25 protein-coding genes and 1 pseudogene are annotated in these 26,760 nt (G+C 61.1%); 12 read left to right on the forward strand and 14 right to left on the reverse strand.

Annotation, left to right across the window (positions count from 1 at the left end; translation table 11 throughout):
- Positions 1-527 (forward strand): annotated as a pseudogene (locus AC1DU9_RS24045) (IS4 family transposase); the annotation flags it as partial.
- 110 nt (positions 528-637) lie between these two features.
- On the opposite strand, the gene AC1DU9_RS24050 reads toward AC1DU9_RS24045, so the two are convergent.
- Positions 638-931, reverse strand: a complete 294-nt coding sequence (locus tag AC1DU9_RS24050) for a hypothetical protein (protein ID WP_003226812.1) — start codon at positions 929-931, stop codon at positions 638-640.
- A gap of 56 nt (positions 932-987) precedes the next feature.
- Positions 988-1,593 carry an arylesterase gene (locus AC1DU9_RS24055; protein WP_223462507.1) on the reverse strand — a complete coding sequence of 202 codons (606 nt, stop codon included), beginning with the start codon at positions 1,591-1,593 and terminating at the stop codon, positions 988-990.
- Positions 1,594-1,603: 10 nt separating this feature from the next.
- On the opposite strand from AC1DU9_RS24055, the gene AC1DU9_RS24060 reads away from it, so the two are divergent.
- The 3 genes from AC1DU9_RS24060 to greB are packed head-to-tail and all read left to right on the forward strand — an operon-like array spanning position 1,604 to position 5,323.
- Entirely contained in the window at positions 1,604-2,287 is a 684-nt protein-coding gene (locus tag AC1DU9_RS24060; protein WP_115947226.1) for an ABC transporter ATP-binding protein, read from the forward strand.
- The gene (locus AC1DU9_RS24065; protein ID WP_223462506.1) at positions 2,287-4,791 is read left to right on the forward strand and encodes an ABC transporter permease; all 2,505 of its coding nucleotides are present in this window, start codon (positions 2,287-2,289) and stop codon (positions 4,789-4,791) included. The genes AC1DU9_RS24060 and AC1DU9_RS24065 overlap by 1 nt, the downstream gene beginning before the upstream one ends.
- Before the next feature lie 34 nt (positions 4,792-4,825).
- Complete coding sequence (greB, locus tag AC1DU9_RS24070; RefSeq protein ID WP_223462505.1) at positions 4,826-5,323, forward strand: transcription elongation factor GreB; 498 nt, start codon at positions 4,826-4,828, stop codon at positions 5,321-5,323.
- A gap of 3 nt (positions 5,324-5,326) precedes the next feature.
- On the opposite strand, the gene AC1DU9_RS24075 is transcribed toward greB, so the two are convergent.
- From AC1DU9_RS24075 to AC1DU9_RS24085, 3 genes are all read right to left on the reverse strand, one after another.
- Positions 5,327-5,635, reverse strand: coding sequence for a hypothetical protein (locus AC1DU9_RS24075; protein WP_008001428.1), 309 nt, complete (start codon positions 5,633-5,635; stop codon positions 5,327-5,329).
- Between the two features lie 245 nt (positions 5,636-5,880).
- On the reverse strand, positions 5,881-6,315 hold the full coding sequence (locus AC1DU9_RS24080) for a DoxX family protein (RefSeq protein ID WP_115947229.1): 435 nt from the start codon (positions 6,313-6,315) through the stop codon (positions 5,881-5,883).
- Positions 6,316-6,418: 103 nt separating this feature from the next.
- Positions 6,419-7,840, reverse strand: coding sequence for an MltF family protein (locus tag AC1DU9_RS24085; protein ID WP_477810877.1), 1,422 nt, complete (start codon positions 7,838-7,840; stop codon positions 6,419-6,421).
- A gap of 236 nt (positions 7,841-8,076) precedes the next feature.
- On the opposite strand from AC1DU9_RS24085, the gene AC1DU9_RS24090 reads away from it, so the two are divergent.
- The 3 genes from AC1DU9_RS24090 to AC1DU9_RS24100 all read left to right on the forward strand — a co-directional run bounded on the left by AC1DU9_RS24090 (position 8,077) and on the right by AC1DU9_RS24100 (position 11,183).
- Positions 8,077-8,886 carry a TatD family hydrolase gene (locus AC1DU9_RS24090; RefSeq protein WP_223462503.1) on the forward strand — a complete coding sequence of 270 codons (810 nt, stop codon included), beginning with the start codon at positions 8,077-8,079 and terminating at the stop codon, positions 8,884-8,886.
- Positions 8,887-9,091: 205 nt separating this feature from the next.
- On the forward strand, positions 9,092-10,573 hold the full coding sequence (locus tag AC1DU9_RS24095) for a methyl-accepting chemotaxis protein (RefSeq protein WP_477810878.1): 1,482 nt from the start codon (positions 9,092-9,094) through the stop codon (positions 10,571-10,573).
- Positions 10,574-10,817: 244 nt separating this feature from the next.
- The gene (locus AC1DU9_RS24100) at positions 10,818-11,183 is read left to right on the forward strand and encodes a terminase (protein ID WP_477810879.1); all 366 of its coding nucleotides are present in this window, start codon (positions 10,818-10,820) and stop codon (positions 11,181-11,183) included.
- Here the strand turns inward: AC1DU9_RS24100 and AC1DU9_RS24105 are convergent, their stop codons facing one another.
- From AC1DU9_RS24105 to AC1DU9_RS24115, 3 genes are all read right to left on the reverse strand, one after another.
- A complete protein-coding gene (locus AC1DU9_RS24105) occupies positions 11,184-11,981 on the reverse strand; it encodes an acyl-CoA thioesterase (protein ID WP_223462500.1) in 798 nt (265 codons plus the stop codon).
- A gap of 231 nt (positions 11,982-12,212) precedes the next feature.
- The gene (locus AC1DU9_RS24110) at positions 12,213-12,971 is read right to left on the reverse strand and encodes a CHAD domain-containing protein (RefSeq protein WP_477810880.1); all 759 of its coding nucleotides are present in this window, start codon (positions 12,969-12,971) and stop codon (positions 12,213-12,215) included.
- A 100-nt stretch (positions 12,972-13,071) separates the two neighbouring features.
- On the reverse strand, positions 13,072-13,350 hold the full coding sequence (locus tag AC1DU9_RS24115) for a hypothetical protein (RefSeq protein WP_007991739.1): 279 nt from the start codon (positions 13,348-13,350) through the stop codon (positions 13,072-13,074).
- Positions 13,351-13,571: 221 nt separating this feature from the next.
- Here AC1DU9_RS24115 and AC1DU9_RS24120 point away from each other — a divergent pair, with 221 nt between their 5' ends.
- The gene (locus AC1DU9_RS24120) at positions 13,572-14,609 is read left to right on the forward strand and encodes a patatin-like phospholipase family protein (RefSeq protein WP_477810881.1); all 1,038 of its coding nucleotides are present in this window, start codon (positions 13,572-13,574) and stop codon (positions 14,607-14,609) included.
- A gap of 163 nt (positions 14,610-14,772) precedes the next feature.
- Here AC1DU9_RS24120 and AC1DU9_RS24125 read toward each other — a convergent pair whose 3' ends face one another.
- From AC1DU9_RS24125 to kdpF, 6 genes are all read right to left on the reverse strand, one after another.
- Complete coding sequence (locus AC1DU9_RS24125; RefSeq protein WP_477810882.1) at positions 14,773-15,471, reverse strand: response regulator; 699 nt, start codon at positions 15,469-15,471, stop codon at positions 14,773-14,775.
- Positions 15,472-15,519: 48 nt separating this feature from the next.
- Positions 15,520-18,171, reverse strand: a complete 2,652-nt coding sequence (locus AC1DU9_RS24130) for a sensor histidine kinase (RefSeq protein ID WP_223462496.1) — start codon at positions 18,169-18,171, stop codon at positions 15,520-15,522.
- A gap of 131 nt (positions 18,172-18,302) precedes the next feature.
- Positions 18,303-18,848, reverse strand: a complete 546-nt coding sequence (gene kdpC / locus AC1DU9_RS24135) for a potassium-transporting ATPase subunit KdpC (RefSeq protein ID WP_477810883.1) — start codon at positions 18,846-18,848, stop codon at positions 18,303-18,305.
- Between the two features lie 149 nt (positions 18,849-18,997).
- A complete protein-coding gene (gene kdpB, locus AC1DU9_RS24140) occupies positions 18,998-21,055 on the reverse strand; it encodes a potassium-transporting ATPase subunit KdpB (RefSeq protein ID WP_457266299.1) in 2,058 nt (685 codons plus the stop codon).
- A 10-nt stretch (positions 21,056-21,065) separates the two neighbouring features.
- A complete protein-coding gene (gene kdpA, locus AC1DU9_RS24145) occupies positions 21,066-22,760 on the reverse strand; it encodes a potassium-transporting ATPase subunit KdpA (protein WP_223462493.1) in 1,695 nt (564 codons plus the stop codon).
- Positions 22,761-22,768: 8 nt separating this feature from the next.
- Positions 22,769-22,858, reverse strand: a complete 90-nt coding sequence (gene kdpF / locus AC1DU9_RS24150; RefSeq protein ID WP_007899818.1) for a K(+)-transporting ATPase subunit F — start codon at positions 22,856-22,858, stop codon at positions 22,769-22,771.
- A 344-nt stretch (positions 22,859-23,202) separates the two neighbouring features.
- Between kdpF and rfbB the strand changes: the two genes are divergently transcribed.
- The 4 genes from rfbB to AC1DU9_RS24170 all read left to right on the forward strand — a co-directional run.
- Positions 23,203-24,285, forward strand: coding sequence for a dTDP-glucose 4,6-dehydratase (rfbB, locus tag AC1DU9_RS24155; protein ID WP_223462492.1), 1,083 nt, complete (start codon positions 23,203-23,205; stop codon positions 24,283-24,285).
- Positions 24,282-25,154 carry a glucose-1-phosphate thymidylyltransferase RfbA gene (gene rfbA / locus AC1DU9_RS24160; RefSeq protein ID WP_223462491.1) on the forward strand — a complete coding sequence of 291 codons (873 nt, stop codon included), beginning with the start codon at positions 24,282-24,284 and terminating at the stop codon, positions 25,152-25,154. The genes rfbB and rfbA overlap by 4 nt, the downstream gene beginning before the upstream one ends.
- A 49-nt stretch (positions 25,155-25,203) precedes the next feature.
- Positions 25,204-26,073 (forward strand): dTDP-4-dehydrorhamnose reductase, encoded by an 870-nt coding sequence (rfbD, locus tag AC1DU9_RS24165; RefSeq protein ID WP_223462490.1) that lies wholly within the window; start codon positions 25,204-25,206, stop codon positions 26,071-26,073.
- A gap of 259 nt (positions 26,074-26,332) precedes the next feature.
- Positions 26,333-26,760 (forward strand): amino acid permease (locus AC1DU9_RS24170; protein WP_477810884.1); only part of this gene is annotated, 428 nt, incomplete at its 3' end.

Below are 26,760 nucleotides of genomic sequence, written 5' to 3' on the forward strand. Positions count from 1 at the left end.
TGATGTGGTTCTGGAGCAACTTGCCCGACACCGTCAGCGCCGGGCAGATCGCCGAGTTATACCGTCGTCGCTGGAGTATCGAAGGGATGTTCCAGCGCCTGGAGTCGGTGCTGGACAGTGAAATCGAAAGCCTTGGCGCTCCGCGGGCGGCGTTGCTGGGATTTGCTTCAGCGATCCTGGCCTACAACGTCCTGGCAGTGCTCAAGCGCAGCGTGGAACAGGCTCATCGCGAGATATTGCCCGAAGGCTGGGAAGCTTCGATCTTCCATCTGACGGTACAAGTGCGTAGCGGATACGAGGGCATGCAGATCGCACTGCCCTCGGATTACCTGACACTTCAAACGACCTCAGAAACGCTGGCAACACGACTGTTGGCGCTCGCCAGGAATATCAAGCCCAAGCAAGTGGCCAAAAGCCTACGTGGTCCCAAAATCGCCAAACCCAAGGAGTGGCTGGACGGCAAAGCTGCGCATGCTCATGTGTCGACGGATCGGGTGCTCAAGGCCCATAAAGGGAAAACACCTTGAAAGGGCTGGCCGTAAGGGCGAAACCATATGTCGCCGTTACCGCAGGAATGGATATGTACACGGTCAACAAAAGACAGGTCGGCTTTCAGGCCGCCTCGATTAATGACGGATCAAAGCTCGAACCGCAATTCAGGCCAGATCGGCGACGTACCCCGCTTCTGCGACTCAAGAATGGCCCTGCACAACGAACACAGCCGCTGGTCCTGAAACACCCGGCGATCAACGCTCGACCAGCGCGGCTGTGCCGGCAACAGGCTGCCACACAAGGTGCGGTCCGCCGAGCCACCCAGCTCCAGTTGACGGGTCACCAGATGCACCCGCACTTCCTGGCAGGCGAACAGATCCAGCTGTTCGTCAGGCTCGATCAGTTGGTAGGCAAATAGTGACCAGGCGGGACGCGGCATCGGGGGCTCCAAATCGGGGGCGCCACCTTAGCCGAAAGCCTGCTTCTAGAAAAGTGTCATAACAGTGGTTTTAGAGTAGGCCAGACATTTTCCAGCAACTTGTCCTGGGCCCCGGCCGCCGGGTGTATGCCGTCGGCCTGCATCAAGTCCGGATGGCCGCCCACGCCGTCGAGGAAAAACGGCACCAGCGGGATCTTTTTCTCATCGGCCAGGTTGCTGTAGACCTCGGCGAAGGCCTTGGTGTAGCGGGCACCGTAATTGGGCGGCAGTTGCATGCCGAGCAACAGCACCTTGGCACCGCTGGCCCGGGAGCTGTCGATCATCGACGCAAGGTTTTGTTGCAAATTAGCCGGGGGCATTCCACGCAGGCCGTCATTGCCGCCCAACTCGAGGACAACCAGCTCAGGCTTATGCTCTGCAAGCAGCGCAGGCAGGCGTGCCTGGCCTCCGGCACTGGTGTCGCCACTGATGGACGCATTGATCACTTTATCGTCGAAACCTTCACGCCTGAGCCGCTGCTCAAGCAGCGATACCCACCCCACGCGGGTATCCAGCCCGAAACCGGCGCTGATACTATCGCCAACGATCAGGACTGTACCCGCCGCTGCGTTTTGGGCCATACACATCAAGGCCAGGCCAGCACTCAATAACCACACACGCATCGGACTCTCCATGGGCGCAAGCATTCTCATCGCGAAGGACCTTAGCAAAGTGGTTCCCAGCGCGGAAGGTGAATTGACCATCCTGCACCAACTCAGCCTGGAACTGAACCAAGGCGACAGCCTGGCCATCGTCGGCGCTTCGGGCTCCGGCAAATCCACCCTGCTGGGCCTGCTTGCCGGCCTTGACCTGCCGAGCAGCGGCGAAGTCACTCTCGCCGGGCAAGGCCTGAGCAACCTCGATGAAGACCAGCGTGCGCGCATCCGTGCCGAGCACGTGGGTTTTGTGTTCCAGTCATTCCAGTTGCTCGACAGCCTCAATGCCCTGGAAAACGTCATGCTGCCACTGGAGCTCGATGGCCGCAAAGACGCCCGCGAACGCGCCACCCAATTGCTGCAACGGGTGGGGCTGGGCCAACGCCTGACTCACTCGCCGCGCCAGCTCTCCGGAGGCGAGCAACAACGCGTGGCGATTGCCCGCGCGTTTGCCGCAGAGCCCGATGTGCTGTTCGCCGACGAACCGACCGGCAACCTCGACAGCCACACCGGCGAGCGCATCAGCGACTTGCTGTTCGAGCTCAACAAGGAGCGCGGCACGACCCTGGTGCTGGTGACTCACGATGAACGCCTGGCCCATCGCTGCCGGCGCCTGATCCGTCTTGAAGCCGGCCTGCTGGTCGCCCCTCTGGAGCCTTGATGGCACGCCTGCCGCTGTTGCGCCTGTTCAGTCTCGCCATCCGCCAATTGCTGCGCGACGCCCGCGCCGGTGAATTGCGCGTGTTGTTTTTCGCCTTGCTGGTGGCCGTGGCCGCCAGCACCGCCATCGGTTACTTTGGCGCGCGCCTGAACGGCGCCATGCTGCTGCGCGCTACCGAGTTTCTCGGTGCCGACCTGCTGCTCGAAGGCAGTTCGCCTGCGCGCCCCGAACAGATAAGAAGCGGCACCGAACTGGGTCTGGAACACGCTCAGGTGGTGGAGTTCTCCAGCGTCATCGCCACCGATAACGGCATTCAGTTGTCCAGCATCAAGGCGGCCGATGACACCTACCCGCTACGCGGCGAATTGAAAAGCGCGCCCGCCCCCTTCGCCGCGGAAACAGTCGGTGGCGGACCGCAGCCCGGTGAAGCCTGGGTCGAGGCACGCCTGCTGACCGCCCTGGACCTGAAGATCGGCGACAGCATCGATGTCGGCATGAAAACCCTGAAACTGGCGCGGGTGCTGACTTACGAACCCGATCGCGCCGGCAATTTCTACAGTCTGACGCCGCGGGTGCTGATCAACCTCGACGACCTTGCGGCCACCGGCGTGGTGCAGCCCGGCAGCCGGGTCAGCTATCGCGAACTGTGGCGAGGTAACGCTCAGGCACTCGAAACCTATCGGCAACTGATCAAACCGGGGCTCGCCGCCAACCAGCGCTTGCAGGACGCCCGCGACGGCAATCGACAGATCGGCGGCGCCCTGGGCAAGGCCGAACGCTACCTGAACATGGCCAGCCTGGTGGCGGTATTGCTCTCCGGAGTGGCGGTGGCGCTGTCGGCAACCCGTTTCGCCACCCGCCGGTTCGATGCCAGTGCATTGTTGCGCTGCCTCGGGCTATCGCGCCGGGAAACCATGGTGTTGTTCAGCTTGCAACTCACTGTGCTCGGGCTGCTGGCCAGCATCAGCGGCGCCCTCCTCGGTTGGCTCGCACAACTGGGATTGTTTGCCCTGCTGCATGACTTGCTGCCGACCGACGTGCCTCCGGGCGGGCTGATTCCGGCCGTTGCCGGGATCGGCACCGGACTGGTGGCGCTGGCCGGTTTCGCCTTGCCGCCGCTGGCGGCCTTGGGCCGGGTTCCGCCATTGCGCGTGCTGCGTCGGGATATGCTGCCGATCCCTTCCAGCACCTGGATGGTCTACGGTGTAGCGCTGGGCGCCCTCGCCCTGATCATGTGGCGCCTGAGCCTGGACCTGGTGCTGACCTTTGCCCTGCTCGGCGGCGGCGTGATTGCAGCGCTGGTGCTGGGCGGTTTGTTGTTGCTGCTGCTGAAAAGTCTGCGGCGCATGCTTGCGCGTGCATCCTTGCCTTGGCGTCTTGGACTCGGGCAATTGCTGCGTCACCCGCTCGCTGCTGCGGGCCAGTCCCTGGCGTTCGGCCTGATTCTGCTGTCGATGGCGCTGATCGCCTTGCTACGTGGTGAGTTGCTGGATACCTGGAAAAACCAGTTGCCGAAAAACGCCCCCAATTACTTCGCCCTGAACATCCTGCCCACAGATAAACAGGCCTTCACCGATCACCTGATCGCCGTGTCGGCGCAATCGGCACCGTTGTACCCGGTGGTGCCGGGGCGCTTGATCAGCATCAACGGCGAGCCGGTGCAACAGATCGTCACCAAAGAATCCGCGGGTGATCGGGCGATCCAGCGCGACCTGAGCCTGACCTGGGCCGCGGACCTGCCGTCGGGCAACAAACTCACGGCCGGCAATTGGTGGAACGAACAAACTCCGGACGATGTTCCCGGCGTGTCGGTAGAAGGCAAGGTCGCCGAAAGCCTGAAAATCAAGCTCGGCGACCACCTGATTTTCAGCGTTGGCGGGATCAATCGCGAGGCGAAAGTCACCAGCCTGCGGGAGATCGACTGGGACAACTTCCAGCCGAACTTCTTCATGATCTTCCAGCCCGGCACCCTGAAGGATCTGCCGGCGACTTACCTGACCAGTTTCTACCTCGCACCCGGTCACGACCAGCAGATCGTCGACCTGTCCCGGGCCTTCCCGGCGGTGACGATCCTGCAGGTCGAAGCCTTGCTGGAGCAACTGCGCAGCATTCTCGCCCAGGTGACCCTGGCAGTGGAGTACGTGTTGTTGTTCGTGTTGGCGGCGGGGATGGCGGTGCTGTTCTCCGGCCTGCAAGCGACGCTGGATGAACGCATTCGCCAGGGCGCGTTGCTGCGTGCGCTGGGGGCGGAACGGCAATTGCTGGTCAAGGCGCGGCGCATCGAGTTCGGTTTGCTGGGCGCCGTCAGTGGCTTGCTGGCAGCGCTGGGTTCGGAAGTCGTGAGTTGGGTGCTCTACCGCTACGCCTTTGACCTGCCGTGGCATCCGCATCCATGGCTGATGTTGCTGCCACTGCTGGGTGCCGTGCTCATTGGTGGTGCCGGGGTGTTCGGTACCCGTCGGGCATTGAACGCCAGCCCGCTGACAGTCCTGCGCGAGGGTTGATAGACTCCTGCCATCCTCACCACAAGAAGCTGTCATGAGCCGTTACCGCCCTCCCCGCACTGCCGGCACCGCGCTGATCACCCCCGAGGGTGAAGCGCGGATGCGCGCCGAGTTCCATGAGCTGTGGCATGTACGTCGGCCCCAGGTTACCCAGGCTGTCAGCGAAGCCGCGGCCCAGGGTGATCGCTCGGAGAACGCCGAATACACCTACGGCAAAAAGATGCTGCGAGAGATCGACAGCCGCGTGCGCTTTCTCACCAAACGCCTGGAAGCGCTGAAAGTCGTCAGCGAAAAACCCAGCGATCCGAACAAGGTCTATTTCGGCGCCTGGGTCACGATCGAAGACGAGGATGGCAAAGAGTCGCGCTACCGCATTGTCGGGCCCGATGAACTGGACCTCAAACTGGGCCTGATCAGCATTGATTCGCCGTTGGCCCGCGCCCTGATCGGCAAGGCACTGGACGCCGAAGTTCGAGTCCAGACACCGACCGGTGAGCAGTGTGTGTATATCGTGGCAATCTATTACCCATAAAACTCAACGGCGGGTGATCAGCCCTTGCCGGGCAACGCGGGTCAGTTGCCGGATCACTTCAGGTGCATCTTCGAGGCTGGGGGACTGAATCACTGCCAGATCGAAACTGTCGTCGGCGAATCGAGCGAGCGACTCACCGTCTTCGACAAACTGGATCAGGAAGGCAGCGGGACCGCCGGTACGACGTGGCCAGCCATCGAGATAACGCAGGAGCGTCGGCTGATGTTTGCCGCCAAGCAGGATTTTTGGATTGCGCTGGGTGAGATGTGCCGTGATCGGCGCGGGACGTACAACGGGGTTTAGTGCATTCATTGTGTCGTGTCTCTGCCTCAAAAGTCTGCATGGCAGGTGAGAGGCAACACCGAACCAGCGCTTTAGCGGTATTTCGAAGCCGGTCCGGCTTCTATCGGCAACTGGATGAGTCACCTGGCGCCCCGCAAGTAGCTGTTTAAATCGGCGCATGAGCAACATCCTAGAGAAGCTGACTGGACAGTGTCAAGAATGACGCTCAACAAAAAGGCCCGCACGATGCGGGCCTTTTCGTTGAGCCAGAGCGGTCAGCCGGCGATGACACGGTCCGCCGAGAGTTTGCCCGCACCTTCGATCAATACCGCGATACTGCCACCGAGCAATGCCAGGGCGAATTCATAACCATTGTTGGCCATGAACAGACCATTGCTGATGTGCACCGAGAAAATCGCCACCAGCGACAGGAAGATCAGGCCAAGCGCGGCCGGGCGAACCAGCAAGCCGACGATCAGGGCCAGGCCGGCGAAGAACTCGGTGCCGCCCGCCAGTGCCGCCATCAGGTAACCCGGCGTCAGTCCGAGGCTTTCCATGTACTGCGCGGTTCCAGCCAGACCATAGCCACCGAATGCCCCGAAGAGTTTCTGCGAGCCGTGGGCGGCGAAGACGATACCGACAACGATACGCAGAACCGTCAGGCCGTAGCCAGCGCGGGTAGACAGTACCTTGTTGATCAGAGTGCTCATGCTGTTTCATTCCTTGCAAGTGTGTGTTGGTTGGCCGCTATATTAATCAGTTAATTGCATGTTAAAAGCGCAAAAAACCCACCATTACAATCAGATTAGTTGATCATTTGCGTGAAGCAATCTTTTGTCCCTGGGGCTCCAACGACTCTCGCTCCCGGTCGAATGCCAAGTAATACTTGTTCACGCTATTAACATAGCTGACAGGCCCCATACCCACTTGCTCCATGGCCACGCGTTCGACCTGGAAGAACCACTGGTTGGGATTCAATCCTCGCCGCCGGGCTTCTGCGCGCATGCCTTGCACCCGCTCCGGCCCGATGTTGTAGGCTGCCAGCACGAAGGCCATGCGTTCGCGCTCGTTGAGTTTCGGGCTGGCAAAAAACTTGCGCCGGATCATCGCCAGGTACTTGGCCCCGGCCTGCACATTGCCGTCTACGTCCTGAATATTGTCGACCCCCACCCGCTGCGCCGCAGCAGGCGTGATCTGCATCAGCCCGGTCGGGCCACCGCCACTCCGTGCTGCGGGCTGCAACGCTGATTCCTTGAAAGCCAGCGCCGCCAGGTTCAGCCAGTCCATGCCCTGGGCATCGGCGTGCTTCTGCAGCACCGGGCGAAGTTTTTCCAGACGCTGCCGGTCCGCCTTGGCCAATGGATAGTGCACTTGATAGAGACGACGATAGATCCGCAGGAACGCGGCGTCCTGATCCGACGGTTTTTTGTAGACGGTGAGGAAGCGATCGATGCTGGCACGCAGCATCGAGGCATCACGGCGCACGAACCAGAACTCGTCCCCCGGATCGCTGATGAGTACCTGTTTGTCGAAACGCAGCCTGGGCAGGATCTTGCCCCAGCGTTCGGCAATCGGCTGCTCGACGATGGTCAGGTGGAAGATCCCGCCCTGGACCATCTCCAGCACATCCTCGACGRCAAGGCTCGGATCGACCCACTCGACTTTGACCGGTGGCAGTTTGTGCAGGGCAAGCTTTTGATTGATCTGGCTGACAGCATCCCCGGCGGCGCTGCCGGCGGGTAACGCCAGGGTCTTGCCGGAAAGCTGTTCAAGCCGGGTGTAGCGGCGCTCGCCCTTGATGCCCACCAGGACCAGCGGGATGTTGCTGGCAATCGGCTCGCTGGTGCTGACGGCGAAACCCGCTTGCAGATCGAGCAACTCACCTGGCGCCACCAGATCGCCCTCCCCGCGCTGCAATGCGCCGAGCAATTGATCCTTGGCCTTGGGAATGATCTTGAGGGTGATTTCCTGACCGTCACGGGCATGGCCGTTGAGGTATTGCTCGAACGCTCTCAAGCGATGGTATTCGACCCCGATCGCCTGCCCCTGGACTTCCCCGGAACTGTTACGGCTCTGGTTGACCAACACCCGCAGCACACGACTGCTGCGGATTTGCGCAAGGTCCCGTACCTCGCTGGCCGGTACGGCTTGCAGTGGCCCGGGCAGACGCGCGACCGCCGACATCGGCAGTAGCAGCGAACAGCACAGCAGTAGCAAAACCGAGGGACGAATCATCCACTCTCCGGAAAGAATATGAGGCCCGCTTCAATGACAGATGGCATCAAGCGCAGCGACAAAACAGAGCGCCCAGGGCGCTGGCAACGCGAGCAAGACTGGCACAATGATGGCAAAACTACCAACCCGGTCTGGCCCGCGGCTCAAGAGACAGCGTTAACCCGTTGTAGTTCTTGGCTTTTCTTATAAATCCACGGCTCTGATATGCTTTCCGGCCTTTGGGCCGAGGTAGCACCATGCAACTCATCGATATCGGCGTCAACCTGACCAACGCCAGTTTTGCCGACAAACACCAGGCCGTACTCGACCGTGCCTATGCGGCCGGCGTGTGCCAACTGGTGCTGACCGGCACCAGTGTCGAGGGCAGTGAACAGGCTCTTGAGCTGTGCCAGCAACTGGACGAAAGCGCTCAGCGCCTGTTCGCCACCGCCGGTATTCACCCTCATTGCGCCAGCGACTGGAACGCCGACAGCGCCCGACGGTTGCGCAGCTTGCTCAAGGAGCCGAATGTGGTGGCCGTGGGCGAATGCGGGCTGGACTTCAACCGTGACTTCTCGCCGCGTGCGCAGCAGGAAAAGGTCTTCGAAGAACACCTGGCCATGGCCGTTGAATTGCAGTTGCCCGTTTTTGTCCACGAACGCGATGCCAGCCAGCGTTTGCTGGAGATCCTGCGCGACTTCCGCGATCAACTGCCGGCTGCCGTGGTGCACTGTTTCACCGGAGAACAGAAGGCACTGTTCAGCTATCTCGACCTTGATCTGCACATCGGCATTACCGGCTGGATTTGCGACGAGCGCCGGGGCACGCATTTGCATCCGCTGGTCAAGGAAATCAAGCGTGGACGCCTGATGCTCGAAAGCGATGCACCGTATCTGCTGCCGCGCAGCCTGCGCCCCAAGCCGAAAAACGGGCGAAACGAGCCAGCATACCTGACCGAAGTATTGCGTGAAGTGGCGCTGCATCGCGCAGAAAGCCAGGAAGATCTGGCGGCGCACACAACTGCGTGCGCACGGGCGTTTTATGGGCTGCCCACTATCGACCTGTAAACGTTACCCCTGTAGGAGCGAGCCTGCTCGCGATGCGATCTAACCGTCACCTCAATGGTGAATGTTGCATCGCCATCGCGAGCAGGCTCGCTCCTACAAGGAGTAATGGTGCAGCCCGTTGATCTGCATCAAGAATCAGCCACCTGAGTAGCGGCACAATAATGGCACCTTGCCAAAACTGTTTCCGCTATCAGAGAAAACCTCCATGGGTGCCTGGCTTAGCAATATTTCGCTGAAATACAAATTCTGGGCGGTCAACGCCGTCGCCTTCATCACCACCCTGTTGCTGGTGTTATACGCGGTGCAGCTCGAACAGCACGCTCGCAGTCATGCCAACCAGGCTTCGGCCCAGGCCCAGGCGCGACTGCTCGAAGCCTGGCCCGCAGGGCAGCCGCTGCCCAACGCCGCAAATCTGCTGACGTACAATCGCGGGGGGGCGCCCATGCTCGATGGGCAAACCGTGCCGGAACTGGCCAATGCGAATGGCTGGGTCGAGATCAACGCGATGCCGCTGTTCGGTGACAACCCGTTGATGGGCGCCGAAGTCTTTACCCGCATTGGTGGTCAGCAGGTGGCCGTGATTGCCCACGGCCCAAGTCTGAGCCAGGTGTTCAGCGAGCGCTTCGCCAACTACGCGTTGGCCGTGTTCATCCTGATGCTGGCAATGCTCGGCGCATCGCAGTTATTGATCCGCTTCCTGCTCAGCCAGCTCAACACCTTGAAGGACGTCATGTTGCACGTGGAGAAAACCGGAGACCTGTCGGCCCGCGTGCCATTGGCTTGCAACGACGAAGTCGGGCAAATGGCCAATGCTTTCAACGCCATGCAGGCCGGTTATCAACGAGTGGTCAATACTGTCGCCAGCACCGCCCGGCAACTGGATGATGGTGCCGCGCGGCTGGCGGCCAGCATGAATGAAGTGCGCCACGGCATGCTGGGCCAGCAAAGCGAAACCGACCAGGCGGCCACGGCGATCAACGAAATGACGGCCACGGTCTATCACATTGCCCAACACGCAGGCGCCACCCGTGACCTTTCGCAATCGGCCGATACCCTGGCCAGCAGCGGGCGGGAAGTGGTGACGCGGGTGCAGAGGTCGATTGCCGGATTGTCTACCGGCGTCCAGCAGACCGCCGAGATGATTCAACGCCTGGCCGAGGACAGCCAGAAGATCAATGGCGTGGTCAACGTGATTCACAGCATCGCCGAGCAGACCAACCTGCTGGCACTGAACGCCGCCATCGAAGCGGCCCGGGCCGGCGAGATGGGGCGCGGGTTTGCGGTGGTTGCCGATGAAGTGCGCAACCTCGCCAAACGCGTGCAGGCCTCCACGGACGAAATCACGATCATGGTGTCGGCATTGCAGGCCGGCACACGGGACGCCGTGGATTTCATGCAAGAGAGTTCGCTCAAGGCCGACGATTGCGTGCAGCAGGCGCAAGAGGCCGGGGCCGCTTTAGCCGAGATCACTGGCGCGGTAGCGCAGATGCGTGAAAGCAATACGCAAATTGCTGTGGCAGCCGAGCAGCAGAGTCAGGTGGCGCAAGAGATGAACCGGGCGGTGGTGAGCATCCGTGACGTGACCGAGAACACGGTGCAGCAGACGGTGACGTCGGCGACCACCAGCAATGAGCTGGCGGTGTTGGCCGGAGAGTTGAGCAAGGCTATCGGTCAGCTCAAACTTTGAGGGCCTCATCGCGGGCAAGCCCGCTCCCACAGGTTTCTCGGTTGATCGCAAACTTTGTGTTCAACCACTAACTACTGTGGGAGCGGACTTGCCCCGGGCGGCGTTCCGACGAAAGCGTCAGATCAGACAACATCATAATTGGCCATGACACCTATCAAGCCAATAGCCAGCCTTGATTCGCCGCCAGCATTGACCGGGCCTATTCTTCATTACATGTGTTCAACATGGATCGAGGATCAGCATCATGGGCAAACGTCACCCCAACCTTCCCGCCTGGCAATGGCGAGCGTACCCGAACAATCATCAGCACCCGACCAATCTGGTGCTGCACCTGATCGCGGTGCCGTTGTTCATCGTTGCGTTTCTGCTGATTGTGTCCGGGTTGTTCAGCCTGACCCTTTCGAACATCGCCATCGGCGTGATCGGGGTGATTGCGGCGCTGGCCTTGCAACGCCACGGCCACCGCCTGGAAACGCAAGCCGCCGACCCCTTCAGCGATCGCAAGGATGCGATATCGCGCCTGTTGGTCGAGCAGTTCCTGACGTTTCCACGGTTCTTCCTCAGCGGTGGCTGGTGGCGCGCCTGGCGTGAGCGCCACCGCCGTCACTGATCAGGCGAACACGGTCACCGTCTGCCGGCTCATGGCGATCAACCGGCCATCCGCGCTCCACATTTTCGCGGCAGCATGCCCGTAGCCGTCGGCGGCGTGCTCGGTCTCGACGAGATACTTGCACCAGTCCAGGGTGTTCAGTTCCAGCAGCGGCTGCACGAATTCGATGGTCCAGGTCAGCGTGCTGCCCATCGCCGGCTTCTTCAAAAACGGCATCAGGGCCGGTGGCCAGGCGTCCACCAGCGCCAGAATATGCGCCTCGCTGATGGCCTCTTCCTTTACGCCACCGCGCAAGCGCACCCAGCCGCCCATTTGCCGGGATGTGCTGCCGCTGAACGGCAGCCCGCCGACACTCCAGCGCATCGCCAGATGCCGCATGAATTCCGGGATGACGCCTTCGACAAAAGGCAATTCCTGGCACTCGTCCCAGTGCTTCATTTCCGGTGCCGGCTCAGCGACCACCGCCACTTCCGAAGGGCGTGAGGCGCCAAAACTGCCCTGGATCAATGTCACCACCTGCCCCTTCTGCATCACCCGGCCCAACACCTGGCTGACCGCCTTGCCTTCGCGCAACACGTCGACCTCAAAACTGACCGGAACCTGGGGTTCAACCGGGCCGACAAAGGTGATTGCCAGCGAGCGCACCGGGCGATCCGCTGGCACCCGGGCACGCATGGCTTCGTACTGCAGGGCGGCCACCAGGCCACCGAAACTGGCGCGCCCCTGGGCCCAGGAGGCCGGGATAGACAGCTCCGCTGGCTGACTACGGACAGCGTCGAGCAGTTCGGAAAAGCGCATGAAAACCTCAGGGATCGGAAAAAGATGAAGGGATCTTAACCATCTGGCGTAGTTGATACATCGCCTATTCCGGCCAAATTGACTGACAGATGAGCCGCACAAGGCTCGTGCCGAACATATAACCTGTAGGAGCGAGCCTGCTCGCGATAGCGCCCGGACAGCCAACATCAATGTTGAATGTCACGACCTCATCGCGAGCAGGCTCGCTCCTACAATGGATCTCCGGTGTTTTCAGGATTTGAAACATGCCTTGCTGAGTTTTTCCAGCACCCGGTCCGCACGCTGTTCAGCCTCGGCCATGGTAGCGTTCCAGACCGCAACACAGGGCTGCAAATCCGCTTCCTGTTCAGCCATGGCCAGCCATTGCACGCAATCGTGCCAGTCACCCAGCGCGCCCTGGGCCGCTTTCAATCGGGGCATGGCTGCTTTCGGCAATCGATCCAGCTCAGGGTAAGCGTCGATGCCATAGCGCACGCGCTTGATCAGCAGGCGCAGCCGATGACGGTCGTGGGCCGGGTCGTGCAGTGCCTCGTCGAGTTTTTCCCACTGCTTGCCCAGGCGTTTTTCGATGCGCTTGCGCAAGCCCTTGAGCAATCCCTGGCGCTGGGCCGCGCGCAGAAAACGCGGAAATGCATCGAGGACGATCAGCAATTGCACAAGTTCAGGGCTGGCCGCCACGGCCGGATAGGCCTCGGCCATTTGCGCCATGCGTCGGTGTGCGGCTTGGGGTTGATGGTGCTGGAGCAGGTATGCCGCCAACACCTCGCGATCACGTAATGGCGTGCTCAGTTCGCCCACCCGGGAGGCGGCCGCTTCCAGTTGCTCTACACCGGGCTGCCCGCGCAAGGGTCGCAACAGGCTGCGCAACCGACGCATGGTAGTGCGCAGATCGTGTAACGCTTCGGGGTCAGTACGCTCTTTCAAGCGAGCCTGACAGGCCAGCAGACGAACTTCCAGGCCCAGGACACGAGCCACCAACCGATCGATCATGGGGGTTTACTCCGTAAACAGCGCCAGGCTGCAAGCTACGAGCTGCAAACCCGATGAGTCTTGCAGTTCATAGCTTAGAGCCTGCAGCTGCTTTTTGCCTTCAACGCCCCGCGCGCGACTCACGAATATAGAAACGGGCCTTCTCGGCCTTGTGGGAGCAGCCTTCGAACCCCTCGAACTGCTGCTGGGTCTTGGCCGCGGTCAACAGCGACAAGGCCTTGGAGTAACTGACGGTCCCGGCGAAACCTTCGGCCTTGGCCAGATCCAGCTCATGCCACGCGGCATCCAGGTTACTACCGCAACTGTCGCGATAAGCGGTTTTGCCGGCACAACCGGCGAGCGCCAGGGCAATCAATGGCACGCAGATCCAGGCTTTCATCACTCACTCCTCAAAGATAGGTCAACAGTCGTGCAGGTAAGACGGTGTGGCACCTGAAAAGTGCCATTGGTCCGCTATGCAAACTATAGCGCCGAGGAGAATAACCATGTGCCGCCATGGAATGTCGAAAATACGACGCTCTTGCCCCACCGAACGACCATGGCGATTGAAGCATGACCCTCGATGGGTGCATTGTTGAACCATTCAAACGAGGGCGATTCATGAAAAAGCGTGTCGCACTGGTATTGGGCTCGGGTGGAGCTCGGGGTTATGCCCATATCGGGGTCATTGAAGAGATCGAACGGCGCGGCTATGACATTGCCTGTATCGCCGGTTGCTCCATGGGCGCGGTGGTGGGCGGGATCTACGCCGCCGGCAAACTCAATGAATACCGCGACTGGATCGAGAGCCTGGATTATCTCGACGTGTTGCGTCTGGTGGACGTCAGTTTTCGTCTGGGGGCGATTCGTGGCGAGAAGGTGTTCGGGCAGATCCGCAAGATCGTCGGCGAGATCARCATCGAAGACTTGCGCATCCCCTACACCGCCGTTGCCGCCGACCTGACCAACCAGCAGGAAATCTGGTTCCAGGAAGGTTGCCTGCATCAGGCCATGCGCGCCTCGGCAGCGATTCCCAGCCTGTTTACCCCGGTGATGCAGGGCAACCGCATGCTGGTCGATGGCGGCATTCTCAACCCGCTACCGATCGTGCCGGTGGTGTCGAGCCATTGCGACCTGATCATCGCGGTCAACCTCAACTCCACCAACCAGCGCCACTATCAAATGCCGGTCATCCAGCGTCCCGCCGCCTTCAAGACCCGCTTCGACAGCCTTATCAACTCCCTCGGCTCGAAGCTGCCGTTCCGCCGCAAGCAGGCCGAGCAACTGTTGCTCCTCGAGCAGGAAGCCCTGAGGGCCGAAGGGGCAGACCTCAATCCGTGGATCGAATCCGCCCAGCCCGAAGCGCAGCAACCCGCGGCCGCTCCGCAAACCGGTGGCGCACCCCGCTCCGCCACCGGTTCGTTCATCATCGACAACGTCGGGCCGGCGTCCTTGCTGGATTTGATCAACCAGAGTTTCGAGGTGATGCAGACGTCGCTGGCGCAGTACAAGATTGCCGGGTATCCGCCGGACATCCTGATCAACGTGCCCAAGCGCGTGTGCCGGTTTTTCGAGTTCTACAAGGCGCCGGAGCTGATCGCGCTGGGACGGGAGATTGCGCGGGATACGCTGGATCGGTATGAGAATGAGCAGAACTGAAAGTCTGAAAACTCTCGATTGAATGTAAGGGCCTCATCGCGAGCAAGCTCGCTCCCACAGGGTTCGCGTCGTACACATGATTTGTGACCGACACGGTCATTGTGGGGGCGGCGGTGCGGCGATCCGACTTGCCCGCGATGGGGCCGGATCATTCAGCACAAAACTAAAGGCTACCCTCACCCAACAACCGATACCCCACCCCCGCCTCGGTCACGATGAACCGTGGCCGGGTCGGGTCATCCGCCAGTTTCTGGCGCAAGTGCCCGACCACGATGCGCAGGTAATGAGTGTCTTCGGTGTGAGTCGGTCCCCAGATGTCCTTGAGCAATTGCTGCTGGGTGATCACCCGCCCGGGATGCCGCGCCAGTTGCGCCAGCACGGCATACTCCTTGCGAGTCAGGGCGACTTCGACATCGTCGAGCAGCACCCGGCGATACGCCAGGTCGACCGTCAACGGACCGAAGGTCAGCGCCGCTTGTTGCACCTCGCCGACGGGCGCCTGGCGCAACAACGCACGAATCCGTGCCAGGAATTCCTGAATGCCGAACGGCTTGGTCACGTAGTCATTGGCACCGCCATCCAGGGCTTCGACCTTCTGCCCTTCACCGGCGCGCACCGAGAGCACCAGCACTGGCACCGTCGACCACTCGCGAAAATCGCGCAATACCTGTTGGCCGTCCATGTCCGGCAAGCCGAGATCGAGCACCAGCAAATCCGGTTTGTTCAACGCGGCTTGTGCCAATCCTTCACTGCCGGTGCCGGCCTCCAGCACTTTATAGCCTTGGGAAGCGAGGCTGATGCGCAGGAATTTGCGGATCTGCGGCTCGTCGTCGATGACCAAAATGGTCGCGGTCTGGCTCATGAATTCACATCAACACAAAGAAGTGGCAAGAGAGTAGCGCAAGCACGATCAGGCTTCACTCTCGTATCCCGGCTGAGCCTGTAGCGGCAGGTGCAACGTGATGCAGGTACCGCGCCCCTCGATACCGTCGGCAACGCTGATGCGCCCGCCATGGGCACCGACCATGCCCTGACAAATTGCCAACCCCAGCCCGGTACCCTGCCCGCCACGATCACCCCGCGCCGCGGTGTAGAACATGTCGAAAATCTTCGCCCGCTCCTCTTCCGGAATCCCCGGTCCCTCATCGCTGACCGAGAAAAACAGCTCACTGTCATCGGCCCCTGCGCGCAATTGCAAACGCCCGTGGGACGGCGAAAACCGCGCGGCGTTTTCCAGCACGTTGACCAGTGCCTGTTCGATCAGCGCGGCATGCACGAACAGCAGCGGCAATTGCGCCGGTACTTCGGTGCTGACCTGCAGCGACGCGAGTACCGCGCGCAAGCGATTGAGCGCACTGCCGATGATATCGGCCGGCGACACCCAGTCCCGTGCAAGCTTCAGCGCGCCGTGGCCCAGCCGGGTCATGTCGAGCAGGTTTTGAATGTAGCGGTCTAGACGTTCGGCTTCATCGCGGGTGCCTTCGAGCAACTCACGTCGATCCTCCAGCGGGATCGCCTCACCCAGGGCCAGCAGGCTGTCGATACTGCCGCGCATGGACGTCAACGGTGTGCGCAAATCGTGGGACACCGAAGCCAGCAAGGCACTGCGCAGTTGCTCGGTTTCGCCGTGCAGCCGCGCCGCTTCCAGATCATCGGCCAGTTGTGCCCGGGCCAGCGCCTGGGCCAGCGGCTGGCTCAGCGCGGTCAACAAGCGTCGGCGCTGGCCGCTCAGGGTCTGGCCTTCCCTGGCGCACACGCCGAGCAACGCCAACGGGCCGTCCTCCACCGATAATGGCCACCACCACCAGCGGCCGAACGGCAAGGTGCCGGTGCCCGCACCCGCCGGTTGGTCGTGCTGCCAGGCCCAGTCGGCGGCGGCGCGCTCGGCTTCGGCAAACTCCAGCGGGCCACCGGTTTCGACTTTCCAGCCACTCTGCCCGTCGCGATTGAGCAGGCACAGTTGTACGTCGCTCCAACCGTTGAGGTGCTGGGCGGCCGCGCTGACCACGGCCTGGCGGTCGGTGGCAGCGGTAAGTTTGCGCGACAGGTCGAGCAATTCAGTGGTCTCTTCCTGGGTATCGCGCAGCGCCTGCAATTGCCTGCGCTGGCGCGCCGCGAGGTTGCCGGTGAGGGCCGCCATCAGCAGGAAGAACAGCAAGGTCAGCACGTCTTCTTCGCGCTGGATGCTGAAAGAGAAAATCGGTGGAATGAACAGGAAGTCATAGGTCAGGAACGACAGCGCCGCACAGGCCAGCGCCGGCCCGAGACTGCTGCGCACCGCCACCAGCAATACCGCCGCAAGGAACACCAGCGAGATGTTCGGCAGTGGCAGCACGCTCGCCACGGCCCAGGCCAGGGCGCTGGCCAGAACCGTCGCGACAACGGCCAATGCGTAGTCGAACCAGACCAGCGAATGCATCGACCGCTGATGGGGTTGATCCTGTTGGTGGTCGCTGTCGAGAACGTTGATTTCCAGTCCGCGAGCATTGCGCAGCAACCGCGCTGCCAACCCGCCACCGAACAGACGCCGGCGCAAACGCGGTCGGGACTGACCGACCAGCACCAGGCTGGCACGACGTTCGGCGGCATGCTGGATCAGGGTCTTCGCCACTTCACCGGCGCGCAGCAACACTACTTCGCCGCCCAGTCGTTCGGCCAGTTGCTGGGCGCTTTGCAGGCGCAGGCGCGACTGCTCGTCACGCACGCTGCCGTTGTCCACGTGCACCAGGCTCCAGGGCAGGTGCCGCCGCTGGGCCACACGACTGGCATGCCGTACCAAACGCTCAGCCTGGGCATCGCCGTCGACCCCTACCAGCAAACGCCCGCGCACGGCCGGTGCCGCTTGCCCCAACTGACGATACCCTTGGGCCAGATCGTTATCGACCTGAGCCGCCGCGGTTTGCATCGCCAGTTCGCGCAGGGCCGTCAGGTTGGTCTGGGAAAAGAACGCGTCGATGGCCGCCCGCGCCTGCTCCGGCACATAGACCTTGCCGTCGCGCAGGCGCTCCAGCAGCTCCCGTGGCGGCAAGTCGATCAGCAGCAGTTCATAGGCTTCCTGCAACACCCAGTCCGGCAGGGTTTCACGGACCTGCACGCCAGTGATGCCGCGCACCTGGTCGTTGAGGCTTTCCAGATGCTGGACGTTGACCGTGGTGTACACGTCAATGCCCGCGGCGAGCAGCTCCTGAATGTCCTGCCAGCGCTTTTCGTGACGGCTACCGGGGGCATTGGTGTGCGCCAGTTCGTCGACCAGCACCAATTTCGGCTTGGCTTTGATCAGACCGTCGAGGTCCATTTCTTCGAGCATCACGCCACGGTATTCCGAGCGCACCAACGGCTGCTGCGGCAAGCCGCCGAGCAGAGCCTCGGTTTCGGCGCGGCCGTGGGTTTCGACGACGCCGGCGATGATTTTCACCCCTTGGCGTAACTGGGTGTGGGCCGCTTGCAACATAGCGTAGGTCTTGCCGACACCCGGCGCAGCGCCGAGAAACACCTTGAGCCGGCCACGGCCATCGCGGGGCAGGTCTGCTAACAGCGCGTCGGCGCGGCCGGAGTTGCTCATGTTTGAAGTTCTCGTTTTTCTGATGTTGATGTGATGCTTTTCAGGCCGTCATCGCGAGCAGGCTCGCTCCTACATTTGGAATGCGCACATCTGTAGGAGCGAGCCTGCTCGCGATAGGCCGCGCCACGGATCTAAAGTTTTTCCAGTGCCAGATTCAACTCAAGCACATTCACCACCGGCGGGCCTACCAGTGGCTGTTCGATGTGGGCGTCCAGCAGTTGCTGCAGGGTCGCCACAGGCAGGTTGCGCGCCGTCGCGACACGCACCAGTTGATAGGCAATCGCTGCCGGTGGCAAGTGCGGATCGAGACCGCTGCCGGACGTAGTGACCAGCGCCAATGGCACCGCCCCCTGGCCTGGCACCAGCAGTTTGTTGGCATCGTCGATGACCCGCGTTGCCAGCGCCGGGTTGCTCGGCGACAGGTTGCTGGCACTGCTCGACACGGTGGCAAAGGCACCGGCCGAAGGACGCGGGTGGAACCAGGCGTCGCCGACGAAATCCTGGGCGATCAGCGAGGAGCCGCGGACCTTGCCCTCGGCATCACGCAGCAGGCTGCCATTGGCCTGATCCGGGAATGCAACCTGGGCCACCCCAGTGACTACCAGTGGATAAGCCACGCCGGTGATCAGCGTCATCAGGACCAGCAGGCTCAGGGCCGGGCGTATCAATGTGGACATTTCAAAATCCTCGAATTCACAAGTCAGGTGCACCGTGGCGCATCCATCGCGAGCAAGCTCGCTCCCACAGGGTATGGGGCGCTTTTGTGGGAGCGAGCTTGCTCCGGGCGGCGTTCCGACGATGGCGGTTTATCTGGCACACCACGCAGTCAAACCAGATGCAACGCCGTCAACAGCATGTCGATCGCCTTGATGCCCACGAACGGCACCAGGATCCCGCCCAGGCCGTAGATCAGCAGATTGCGCCGCAGCAACGCCGCCGCACTCGCCGCTTGAACCCGCACACCGCGCAGTGCCAGAGGAATCAGCACCACGATGATCAGGGCATTGAACACAATCGCCGAGAGAATCGCGCTCTGCGGACTGCTCAGGTGCATCACGTTGAGCACGCCCAGTTGCGGGTAGATCGCGGCAAACAGCGCCGGCAGAATCGCGAAGTACTTGGCCACGTCGTTGGCGATGGAGAAGGTCGTCAGCGCACCGCGGGTAACCAGCAATTCCTTGCCGATCTGCACCACGTCCAGCAGCTTGGTGGGATCGCTGTCGAGGTCGACCATGTTGGCCGCTTCGCGTGCCGCTTGCGTGCCATCGTTCATCGCCATGCCGACGTCCGCCTGGGCCAGGGCCGGGGCGTCGTTGGCGCCGTCGCCGCACATCGCAACCAGGCGACCGTCGTTTTGCTCGTGACGAATGCGCGCCAGTTTTTTCTCCGGCGTGGCTTCGGCCAAAACATCGTCCACACCCGCTTCAGCGGCGATGGCAGCGGCGGTCAACGGGTTGTCGCCGGTGACCATGACGGTGCGGATCCCCAGCTTGCGCAGCTCGGCAAAACGCTCGCGGATGCCGGGTTTGACCACGTCCTTGAGGTGGATCGCGCCGAGCAACTTGCCGTCGGCACACACCAGCAGCGGGGTGCCGCCACTTTGGGCGATCTTGTCGACTTCACGGGACAACGGTGCAGCCAGATCAGCCCGCTTGAGGCCGACAAAGGCCAGCAACGAATCCACTGCGCCTTTGCGGTACACGCGCCCTTGATAGTCGACACCGGACAAGCGGGTTTCGGCACTGAACGGCACGGCGCTCAGCAGCTCGGCGGTGGGCTCCGGCTGAGGGTGAAGGCCACGCAAGTACTCGACAATGGACTTGCCTTCAGCAGTGTCATCGGCCAGCGAGGCAAACAACGCACCTTCAGCCAGTTCTTTGGCAGTGACGCCTGGTGCAGCATAGACCGCAGTGCAACGACGGTTACCGAAGGTGATGGTGCCGGTCTTGTCCAGCAGCAGGACGTGCACGTCCCCCGCCGCTTCCACCGCACGACCGGACTTGGCGATCACGTTCAGGCGCACCAGACGATCCATCCCGGCGATACCGATAGCCGAGAGCAAACCGCCGATGGTGGTCGGAATCAACGTGACCAACAGCGCCACCAGGAACACCAGCGGCAAGTTGCCGTTGGCGAAGTGGGCGAACGGTTGCAGGGTCACCACGACCAGCAGGAAGATCAGGGTCAGGCCGATCAGCAGGATATCCAGCGCCACTTCGTTCGGGGTTTTCTGGCGTTTGGCGCCTTCCACCAACGCGATCATGCGGTCGAGGGTCGACTCGCCGGGGTTGGCAGTGATTTTCACCAGCAACCAGTCGGACACCAGTCGGGTGTTGCCGGTAACGGCCGAACGGTCGCCACCGGACTCGCGAATCACGGGCGCCGATTCACCGGTAATCGCCGCTTCGTTGACCGCCGCGATGCCTTCGATCACCTCGCCGTCACCGGGAATCATCTCCCCCGCTTCGACGCGCACCACATCACCTCTGCGCAGGCTGGTGGCCGGCACCACTTGGAACGTGCCGTTGCCGGTCTTGCGGCGGGCGCTCAAGCCTTCACTGCCGGCTTTGAGGCTGTCAGCGCGGGCCTTGCCGCGACCTTCGGCCAGGGCTTCGGCGAAGTTGGCGAACAGTACGGTGAACCACAGCCACACAGCGATTTGCGCGGCGACGAAAGTCGGCACGGCTGTGTCGGGAATGAAGCACAACACGGTGGTCAGGATCGCCGTCAGTTCGACCACCAGCATCACCGGCGCACGCTGTAGTTGCCGTGGGTCGAGCTTGACAAAGGCTTGCACCAGCGCCGGGCGCCAGAGGGCCGAGATTGCGGTTTTCGGTTGCTCCGCTGCCTTGACGGCGGCAGGCTTGATTGCAGGCATATTCATGATGGTTTCCTTAGAATCCCATGCTCAGATGTTCAGCGATTGGTCCCAATGCCAGGGTCGGCAGGAAGGTCAAACCACCCACCAGCAAAATGGTCACGGTCAGCAGGGTCACGAACAGTGGGCCGTGGGTCGGGAAGCTGTTTTGTCCGATCGGGGCGGTTTTCTTCATCGCCAGGCTGCCGGCCAACGCCAGAACCGGGAGGATGTAGCCGAAGCGACCGATCAACATGCCAAGGCCCAGCATCAGGTTGTGGAATGGGGTATTGGCGCCGAAACCACCAAACGCCGAACCGTTGTTGGCACTGGCCGAGGTGTAGGCGTAGAGCAACTGACTGAAACCATGAGCGCCGGGGTTGCTCACGGCGGCCACCGGGCCTGGCAGGCTGGCGGCGATCGCGCCGAGCACCAGTACGCCAATCGGCATGACCATCAGGGTCACCACCAGCAATTGCACTTCTTTGGCCTGCAGTTTCTTGCCGAGGTATTCCGGAGTACGACCGATCATCAGGCCGGCGAGGAACACCGCGATCAACACATTGAGCAACATGCCGTAGAGCCCGGCGCCAACGCCACCGAAGATCACTTCGCCGACCATCATGTTGACCAGCGCCACCATGCCGCTCAGCGGGTTAAGACTGTCGTGCATACCGTTGACCGAACCGTTGGACGCGGCCGTGGTGGTCACCGACCACAACACCGTGGCGGTAGTGCCGAAGCGCGCCTCCTTGCCTTCAAGCGGCGCGGTCTGTTCGACAGCGACGTTGTTCAGGGCCGGGTTCGGTTGGTATTCAGCCCACAGCGAGGTCGCACCGCCGATCAGGAACAGCGCCAGCATGCAGGCGATGATCGCGCGGCTCTGGCGCAGGTCCTTCACGTAATGACCGAAGGTGAAGACCAGCGCGACGGGGATCAGAATGATCGAGGTCATTTCAAACAGGTTGCTCCACGCCGTCGGGTTCTCGAACGGATGCGCCGAGTTCACGCCGAAGAAACCGCCACCGTTGGTGCCCAATTGCTTGATCGCAATCTGACTGGCCGCCGGGCCAAGGGGAATGACCTGGTCAACGCCTTGCACCGTCACCGCATTCAAATACTGGGCGAAGGTTTGCGGCACGCCCTGCCAGACCAGATACAGCGCCAGCAGCAGACACAGCGGCAGCAGGCCATAGAGGGTGGCGCGAGTCATATCGACCCAGAAGTTGCCAAGCGATGCAGTGGATTTGCGACCGATGCCGCGGCACAGCGCAACCAGTACGGCCAGGCCGGTGGCGGCGCTGACGAAGTTCTGCACGGTGAGGCCGACCATCTGGCTCAGATAGCTCAAGGACGCTTCGCCGCTGTAGGCCTGCCAGTTGGTGTTGGTCATGAAGCTGACGGCGGTGTTGAACGCCAGCGTCCACTCCTGACCCGGCAGGTTCTGCGGGTTCAGCGGCAGGTGGTCCTGGAACAGCAGGATCGAGAACAGCAGCAGGAAACCCGCGAGGTTAAAGGCAAGCAAGGCCAGGGCGTATTTCTGCCAGCTCTGTTCAGCTTGCGGGTCAACCCCGGCCAGCCGGTAACAGCCACGTTCGACCGGCCCGAGGACCGGCGTCAGCCAGGTGCGCTGCCCTTCCATCACCTTGTAGTAGAAGCGCCCGAGAAACGGCGCCGGGACCAATACCAGGGCGAAAAAACCGAGGATCAGCCAATAGTCATAACTGTGCATAGCCGCTCCTAGTTCCGGTCCGCGCGCAGCAGCGCAACCAACAGATAAATGAACAGCCCCACTGCCAGCAGCAGTGACACTCCGTCCAGAACGCTCATGGAAGTTCTCCGTGTTACGGCGTATTGCCGTGTGTGGAGTCATTGTCGGAAAGGCGGCTGTAAAGGAACGAGACCGAGGGTGCGGGCGGAGCATAAAGAAAGCGTAAAGAGTGGGTTTACGCAGGGGTTACAGGGTGCGGAAAGGCGCTCCAGTACAGAAAAAACCGGGCGTGTTGTAATTAGTGCTCTAAATTGTGCGCGAGAGTAGTGAGTGACGGCTGCAAGTCATGGATAATCCAGCCCGATTGACGTGACGCAACCGAATGGGGTCAGGAACTCTTGCACCTCCCCGCTCGCGCCTGCAAGCTACCGCCATTCGCATTATTGAAAAAGGCTGACCCAACATGCGTATCCTTATTACCGGCGGGGCCGGTTTCATAGGCTCGGCCCTTGTTCGCGAGCTGATTCAACACACTGAGCATGAAGTGCTCAACCTGGACAAACTGACTTATGCCGGCAATCTCGAGTCGCTGACCAGTATTGCCAACGACACTCGCTATGAGTTCGTTCAGGCCGATATTGTTGATCAGGCGACCGTCAGTGCAGTGCTGGCGCGTTTCCAGCCTCACGCGATCATGCACCTGGCAGCGGAGTCCCACGTCGATCGTTCCATCGACGGGCCATCGGAATTCATCCAGACCAACATCGTCGGCACCTACAGCCTGCTCGACGCCACCCGTGCCTATTGGCAAGCCCTCCCGGAGCCTGAGAAAAGCGCATTCCGCTTTCATCACATTTCCACCGACGAGGTTTACGGCGACCTGCACGGTGTCGATGATCTGTTTACGGAAATGACGCCCTACGCACCAAGCTCGCCCTACTCCGCCAGCAAGGCAGCGTCCGACCACCTGGTCCGCGCCTGGCAGCGAACCTATGGCTTGCCGGTGCTGCTGACCAATTGCTCGAACAATTACGGGCCGTTCCACTTTCCCGAGAAACTGATTCCGCTGGTCATCCTCAATGCCTTGGCCGGCAAGCCTCTGCCCGTGTATGGCAATGGCCTGCAAGTGCGCGACTGGCTGTTCGTCGAAGACCACGCCCGGGCACTGCTCAAAGTGGCGACCACTGGCACCGTCGGCGAAACCTACAACATCGGCGGGCACAACGAACAAAAGAACATCGACGTGGTACGTGGCATCTGTGCCCTGCTTGAAGAACTGGCACCGCACAAGCCTGAAGGCGTTGCGCACTACGCCGACCTGATCACGTTCGTCCAGGATCGCCCTGGTCATGACTTACGTTACGCAATCGACGCCAGCAAGATTGAACGAGAACTGGGCTGGGTGCCCGAAGAGACGTTCGAAACCGGCTTGCGCAAAACCGTTCAATGGTACCTGGACAACATGCAATGGTGCCGTCGTGTTCAAGATGGCAGCTATCAGGGCGAACGCCTCGGTGCCATCAATTCCAAGGAGTTGCTCGCATGATGAAAGGTATCGTTTTGGCGGGTGGCTCGGGCACACGCCTGCATCCAATTACGCTCGGTGTGTCGAAACAGCTGTTGCCGGTTTACGACAAGCCAATGATCTACTATCCGATCTCGGTGCTGATGCTGGCCGGCATCAAGGATATCCTGCTGATCTCCACCCCGCAGGATCTGCCTCAGTATCGCAATCTGCTGGGTGACGGCAGCCAGTTCGGGGTGAACTTCAGCTTTGCCGAGCAGCCATCACCGGACGGTCTGGCCCAGGCTTTTCTGATTGGCGAAGAGTTCATTGGCGATGACCCTGTGTGCCTGATCCTGGGCGACAACATCTTCCATGGTCAGCACTTTGGCGAACAATTGCAGAACGCGACAAAACGCTCCTCCGGCGCCACCGTGTTCGGTTACTGGGTCAAAGACCCCGAGCGCTTCGGTGTCATCGATTTCGACAGCGATGGCCGTGCGCTTTCGATCGAAGAAAAACCGAAAAATCCAAAATCCAGTTATGCCGTAACCGGCCTGTATTTCTACGACAACGATGTGATCGAGATCGCCAGGGCGGTGAAACCTTCGCCTCGCGGCGAGCTGGAAATCACCGACGTCAACAATGCCTATCTGCAACGTGGCGATCTGCAGGTCGAGCGTTTTGGTCGAGGTTTCGCATGGCTCGACACCGGCACCCACGATAGCTTGCTCGAAGCCTCTCAGTACGTGCAAACCATCGAACACCGCCAAGGCCTGAAAGTGGCGTGCCTGGAAGAGATAGCCTATGAAAATGGCTGGATCGATCGCGAACAGCTGCTGGAACGCGCCCGATACTTCGGCAAGACGGGCTATGGCCAGTATCTGGCCAAATTGGCAGGGGAAGAGTAATGCGTTTGTGTGAGCCCGATTTGCCCCACGACGAGAATCGACTGTTCCTATGAAAGTTCTCATCAATGGCCAGCATGGTCAGGTCTCACACGAGCTGCAACGGCGGCTGGGTGCTGTTGGAGAGCTGATCGTATTGGGTCGCGATCAGCTCGATCTCGCGCAACCCGATCAGATTCGCCGTCAGGTGCAAAGCGTCCGGCCCGATCTGATCATCAACGCCGCAGCCCATACAGCGGTTGATCTGGCAGAAAGTGAACCGCAATCAGCGTTTGCCATTAACGCCGTAGCTCCCGGTATCCTTGCCGAAGAAGCGCTGGCTCTCGACATCCCGTTGATACATTACTCCACGGACTATGTATTCGACGGGACGAAAGTCGGGCCTTACAACGAGGACGACACGCCCAATCCGCTCGGGGTGTACGGCAAGAGCAAGCTAGCCGGTGAACAGGCCATCAGGGACGTGCAAGGTAAACACTTGATCCTGCGTACCAGTTGGGTCTATTCAACTCATGGCCGTAACTTTCTGCTGACAATGCAACGTTTGCTGCAAGAAAAACCGGAGTTACGTGTAGTCGCCGATCAAATCGGAGCACCTACCTGGGCCGGTACAATCGCCAACAGCACCCTTGCGTTGATTGAACGCTGGCAGGCGAACGAAGTTGCCAACTGGGGCACCTATCACCTGACCGCTCAAGGTGAAACCTCCTGGTTTGGCTTCGCCCAGGCTATCGGCGAAGCATTGCGACAACAGGGCAAGCCCTGCGCCAACCTGTTTCCGATTCCGTCCAGCGACTACCCGACACCCGCCGCCCGGCCGCTCAACTCGCGCCTGGATTGCAGTCGCTTGCAGCGCGATTGGGGTGTCAGTCAACCTGACTGGCAAACGGCGTTGCGCGAGTGCCTCACTCAGCAAGCCTAAGCATCAGCCGCTGCCCGCACCTGCATCGATATACGAAGTTTGCGCGTTGCAGCGGTGTCGGGTAGCGGGCATGCAGGCTTGCTCGCGAAAGCGGCATTCAAACCAGCGGCGCCCCTGACTGACGCAAAAAATTCGCACATCCAGTAGCGAACATCCTCGATACGACACCTTTCATCCCATTACGACGCACCACCGCGAAATGGCACGCCCACTGCACTGGCGTCCCCTGGGCTTTCCAAACCACTCAGGGAGCAAACACATGAACACACAACTCAAACCCACGCTGGGCACATTGCATCTGTGGGGCATTGCGGTCGGGCTGGTGATTTCCGGAGAGTATTTCGGCTGGAGCTATGGCTGGGGCGTGGCCGGGACCTTAGGCTTTCTGGTGACCTCGTTCATGGTCGCCACCATGTACACCTGCTTCATCTTCAGTTTCACCGAACTGACCACCGCCATTCCTCACGCCGGCGGTCCCTTTGCCTACAGCCGTCGCGCCTTTGGCGAAAAAGGCGGGTTGATCGCCGGGCTGGCGACACTGATCGAATTCGTCTTCGCCCCGCCAGCGATTGCCCTGGCCATCGGCGCCTACCTAAATGTCCAGTTTCCAGCCCTTGACCCGAAACACGCGGCAGTCGGTGCCTACATCGTGTTCATGGGCCTCAACATCCTCGGGGTGAAACTGGC

Source organism: Pseudomonas sp. P4_C1, assembly GCF_056402155.1.

Excerpts from the sequence above, each read along its gene's own strand:
- AC1DU9_RS24050 (WP_003226812.1), bottom strand. The coding sequence starts at position 931 with ATGCCGCGTCCCGCCTGGTCACTATTTGCCTACCAACTGATCGAGCCT.
- AC1DU9_RS24055 (WP_223462507.1), bottom strand. The coding sequence starts at position 1,593 with ATGCGTGTGTGGTTATTGAGTGCTGGCCTGGCCTTGATGTGTATGGCC.
- AC1DU9_RS24060 (WP_115947226.1), top strand. The coding sequence starts at position 1,604 with ATGGGCGCAAGCATTCTCATCGCGAAGGACCTTAGCAAAGTGGTTCCC.
- AC1DU9_RS24065 (WP_223462506.1), top strand. The coding sequence starts at position 2,287 with ATGGCACGCCTGCCGCTGTTGCGCCTGTTCAGTCTCGCCATCCGCCAA.
- greB (WP_223462505.1), top strand. The coding sequence starts at position 4,826 with ATGAGCCGTTACCGCCCTCCCCGCACTGCCGGCACCGCGCTGATCACC.
- AC1DU9_RS24075 (WP_008001428.1), bottom strand. The coding sequence starts at position 5,635 with ATGAATGCACTAAACCCCGTTGTACGTCCCGCGCCGATCACGGCACAT.
- AC1DU9_RS24080 (WP_115947229.1), bottom strand. The coding sequence starts at position 6,315 with ATGAGCACTCTGATCAACAAGGTACTGTCTACCCGCGCTGGCTACGGC.
- AC1DU9_RS24090 (WP_223462503.1), top strand. The coding sequence starts at position 8,077 with ATGCAACTCATCGATATCGGCGTCAACCTGACCAACGCCAGTTTTGCC.
- AC1DU9_RS24095 (WP_477810878.1), top strand. The coding sequence starts at position 9,092 with ATGGGTGCCTGGCTTAGCAATATTTCGCTGAAATACAAATTCTGGGCG.
- AC1DU9_RS24100 (WP_477810879.1), top strand. The coding sequence starts at position 10,818 with ATGGGCAAACGTCACCCCAACCTTCCCGCCTGGCAATGGCGAGCGTAC.
- AC1DU9_RS24105 (WP_223462500.1), bottom strand. The coding sequence starts at position 11,981 with ATGCGCTTTTCCGAACTGCTCGACGCTGTCCGTAGTCAGCCAGCGGAG.
- AC1DU9_RS24110 (WP_477810880.1), bottom strand. The coding sequence starts at position 12,971 with ATGATCGATCGGTTGGTGGCTCGTGTCCTGGGCCTGGAAGTTCGTCTG.
- AC1DU9_RS24115 (WP_007991739.1), bottom strand. The coding sequence starts at position 13,350 with ATGAAAGCCTGGATCTGCGTGCCATTGATTGCCCTGGCGCTCGCCGGT.
- AC1DU9_RS24125 (WP_477810882.1), bottom strand. The coding sequence starts at position 15,471 with ATGAGCCAGACCGCGACCATTTTGGTCATCGACGACGAGCCGCAGATC.
- AC1DU9_RS24130 (WP_223462496.1), bottom strand. The coding sequence starts at position 18,171 with ATGAGCAACTCCGGCCGCGCCGACGCGCTGTTAGCAGACCTGCCCCGC.
- kdpC (WP_477810883.1), bottom strand. The coding sequence starts at position 18,848 with ATGTCCACATTGATACGCCCGGCCCTGAGCCTGCTGGTCCTGATGACG.
- kdpB (WP_457266299.1), bottom strand. The coding sequence starts at position 21,055 with ATGAATATGCCTGCAATCAAGCCTGCCGCCGTCAAGGCAGCGGAGCAA.
- kdpA (WP_223462493.1), bottom strand. The coding sequence starts at position 22,760 with ATGCACAGTTATGACTATTGGCTGATCCTCGGTTTTTTCGCCCTGGTA.
- kdpF (WP_007899818.1), bottom strand. The coding sequence starts at position 22,858 with ATGAGCGTTCTGGACGGAGTGTCACTGCTGCTGGCAGTGGGGCTGTTC.
- rfbB (WP_223462492.1), top strand. The coding sequence starts at position 23,203 with ATGCGTATCCTTATTACCGGCGGGGCCGGTTTCATAGGCTCGGCCCTT.
- rfbA (WP_223462491.1), top strand. The coding sequence starts at position 24,282 with ATGATGAAAGGTATCGTTTTGGCGGGTGGCTCGGGCACACGCCTGCAT.
- rfbD (WP_223462490.1), top strand. The coding sequence starts at position 25,204 with ATGAAAGTTCTCATCAATGGCCAGCATGGTCAGGTCTCACACGAGCTG.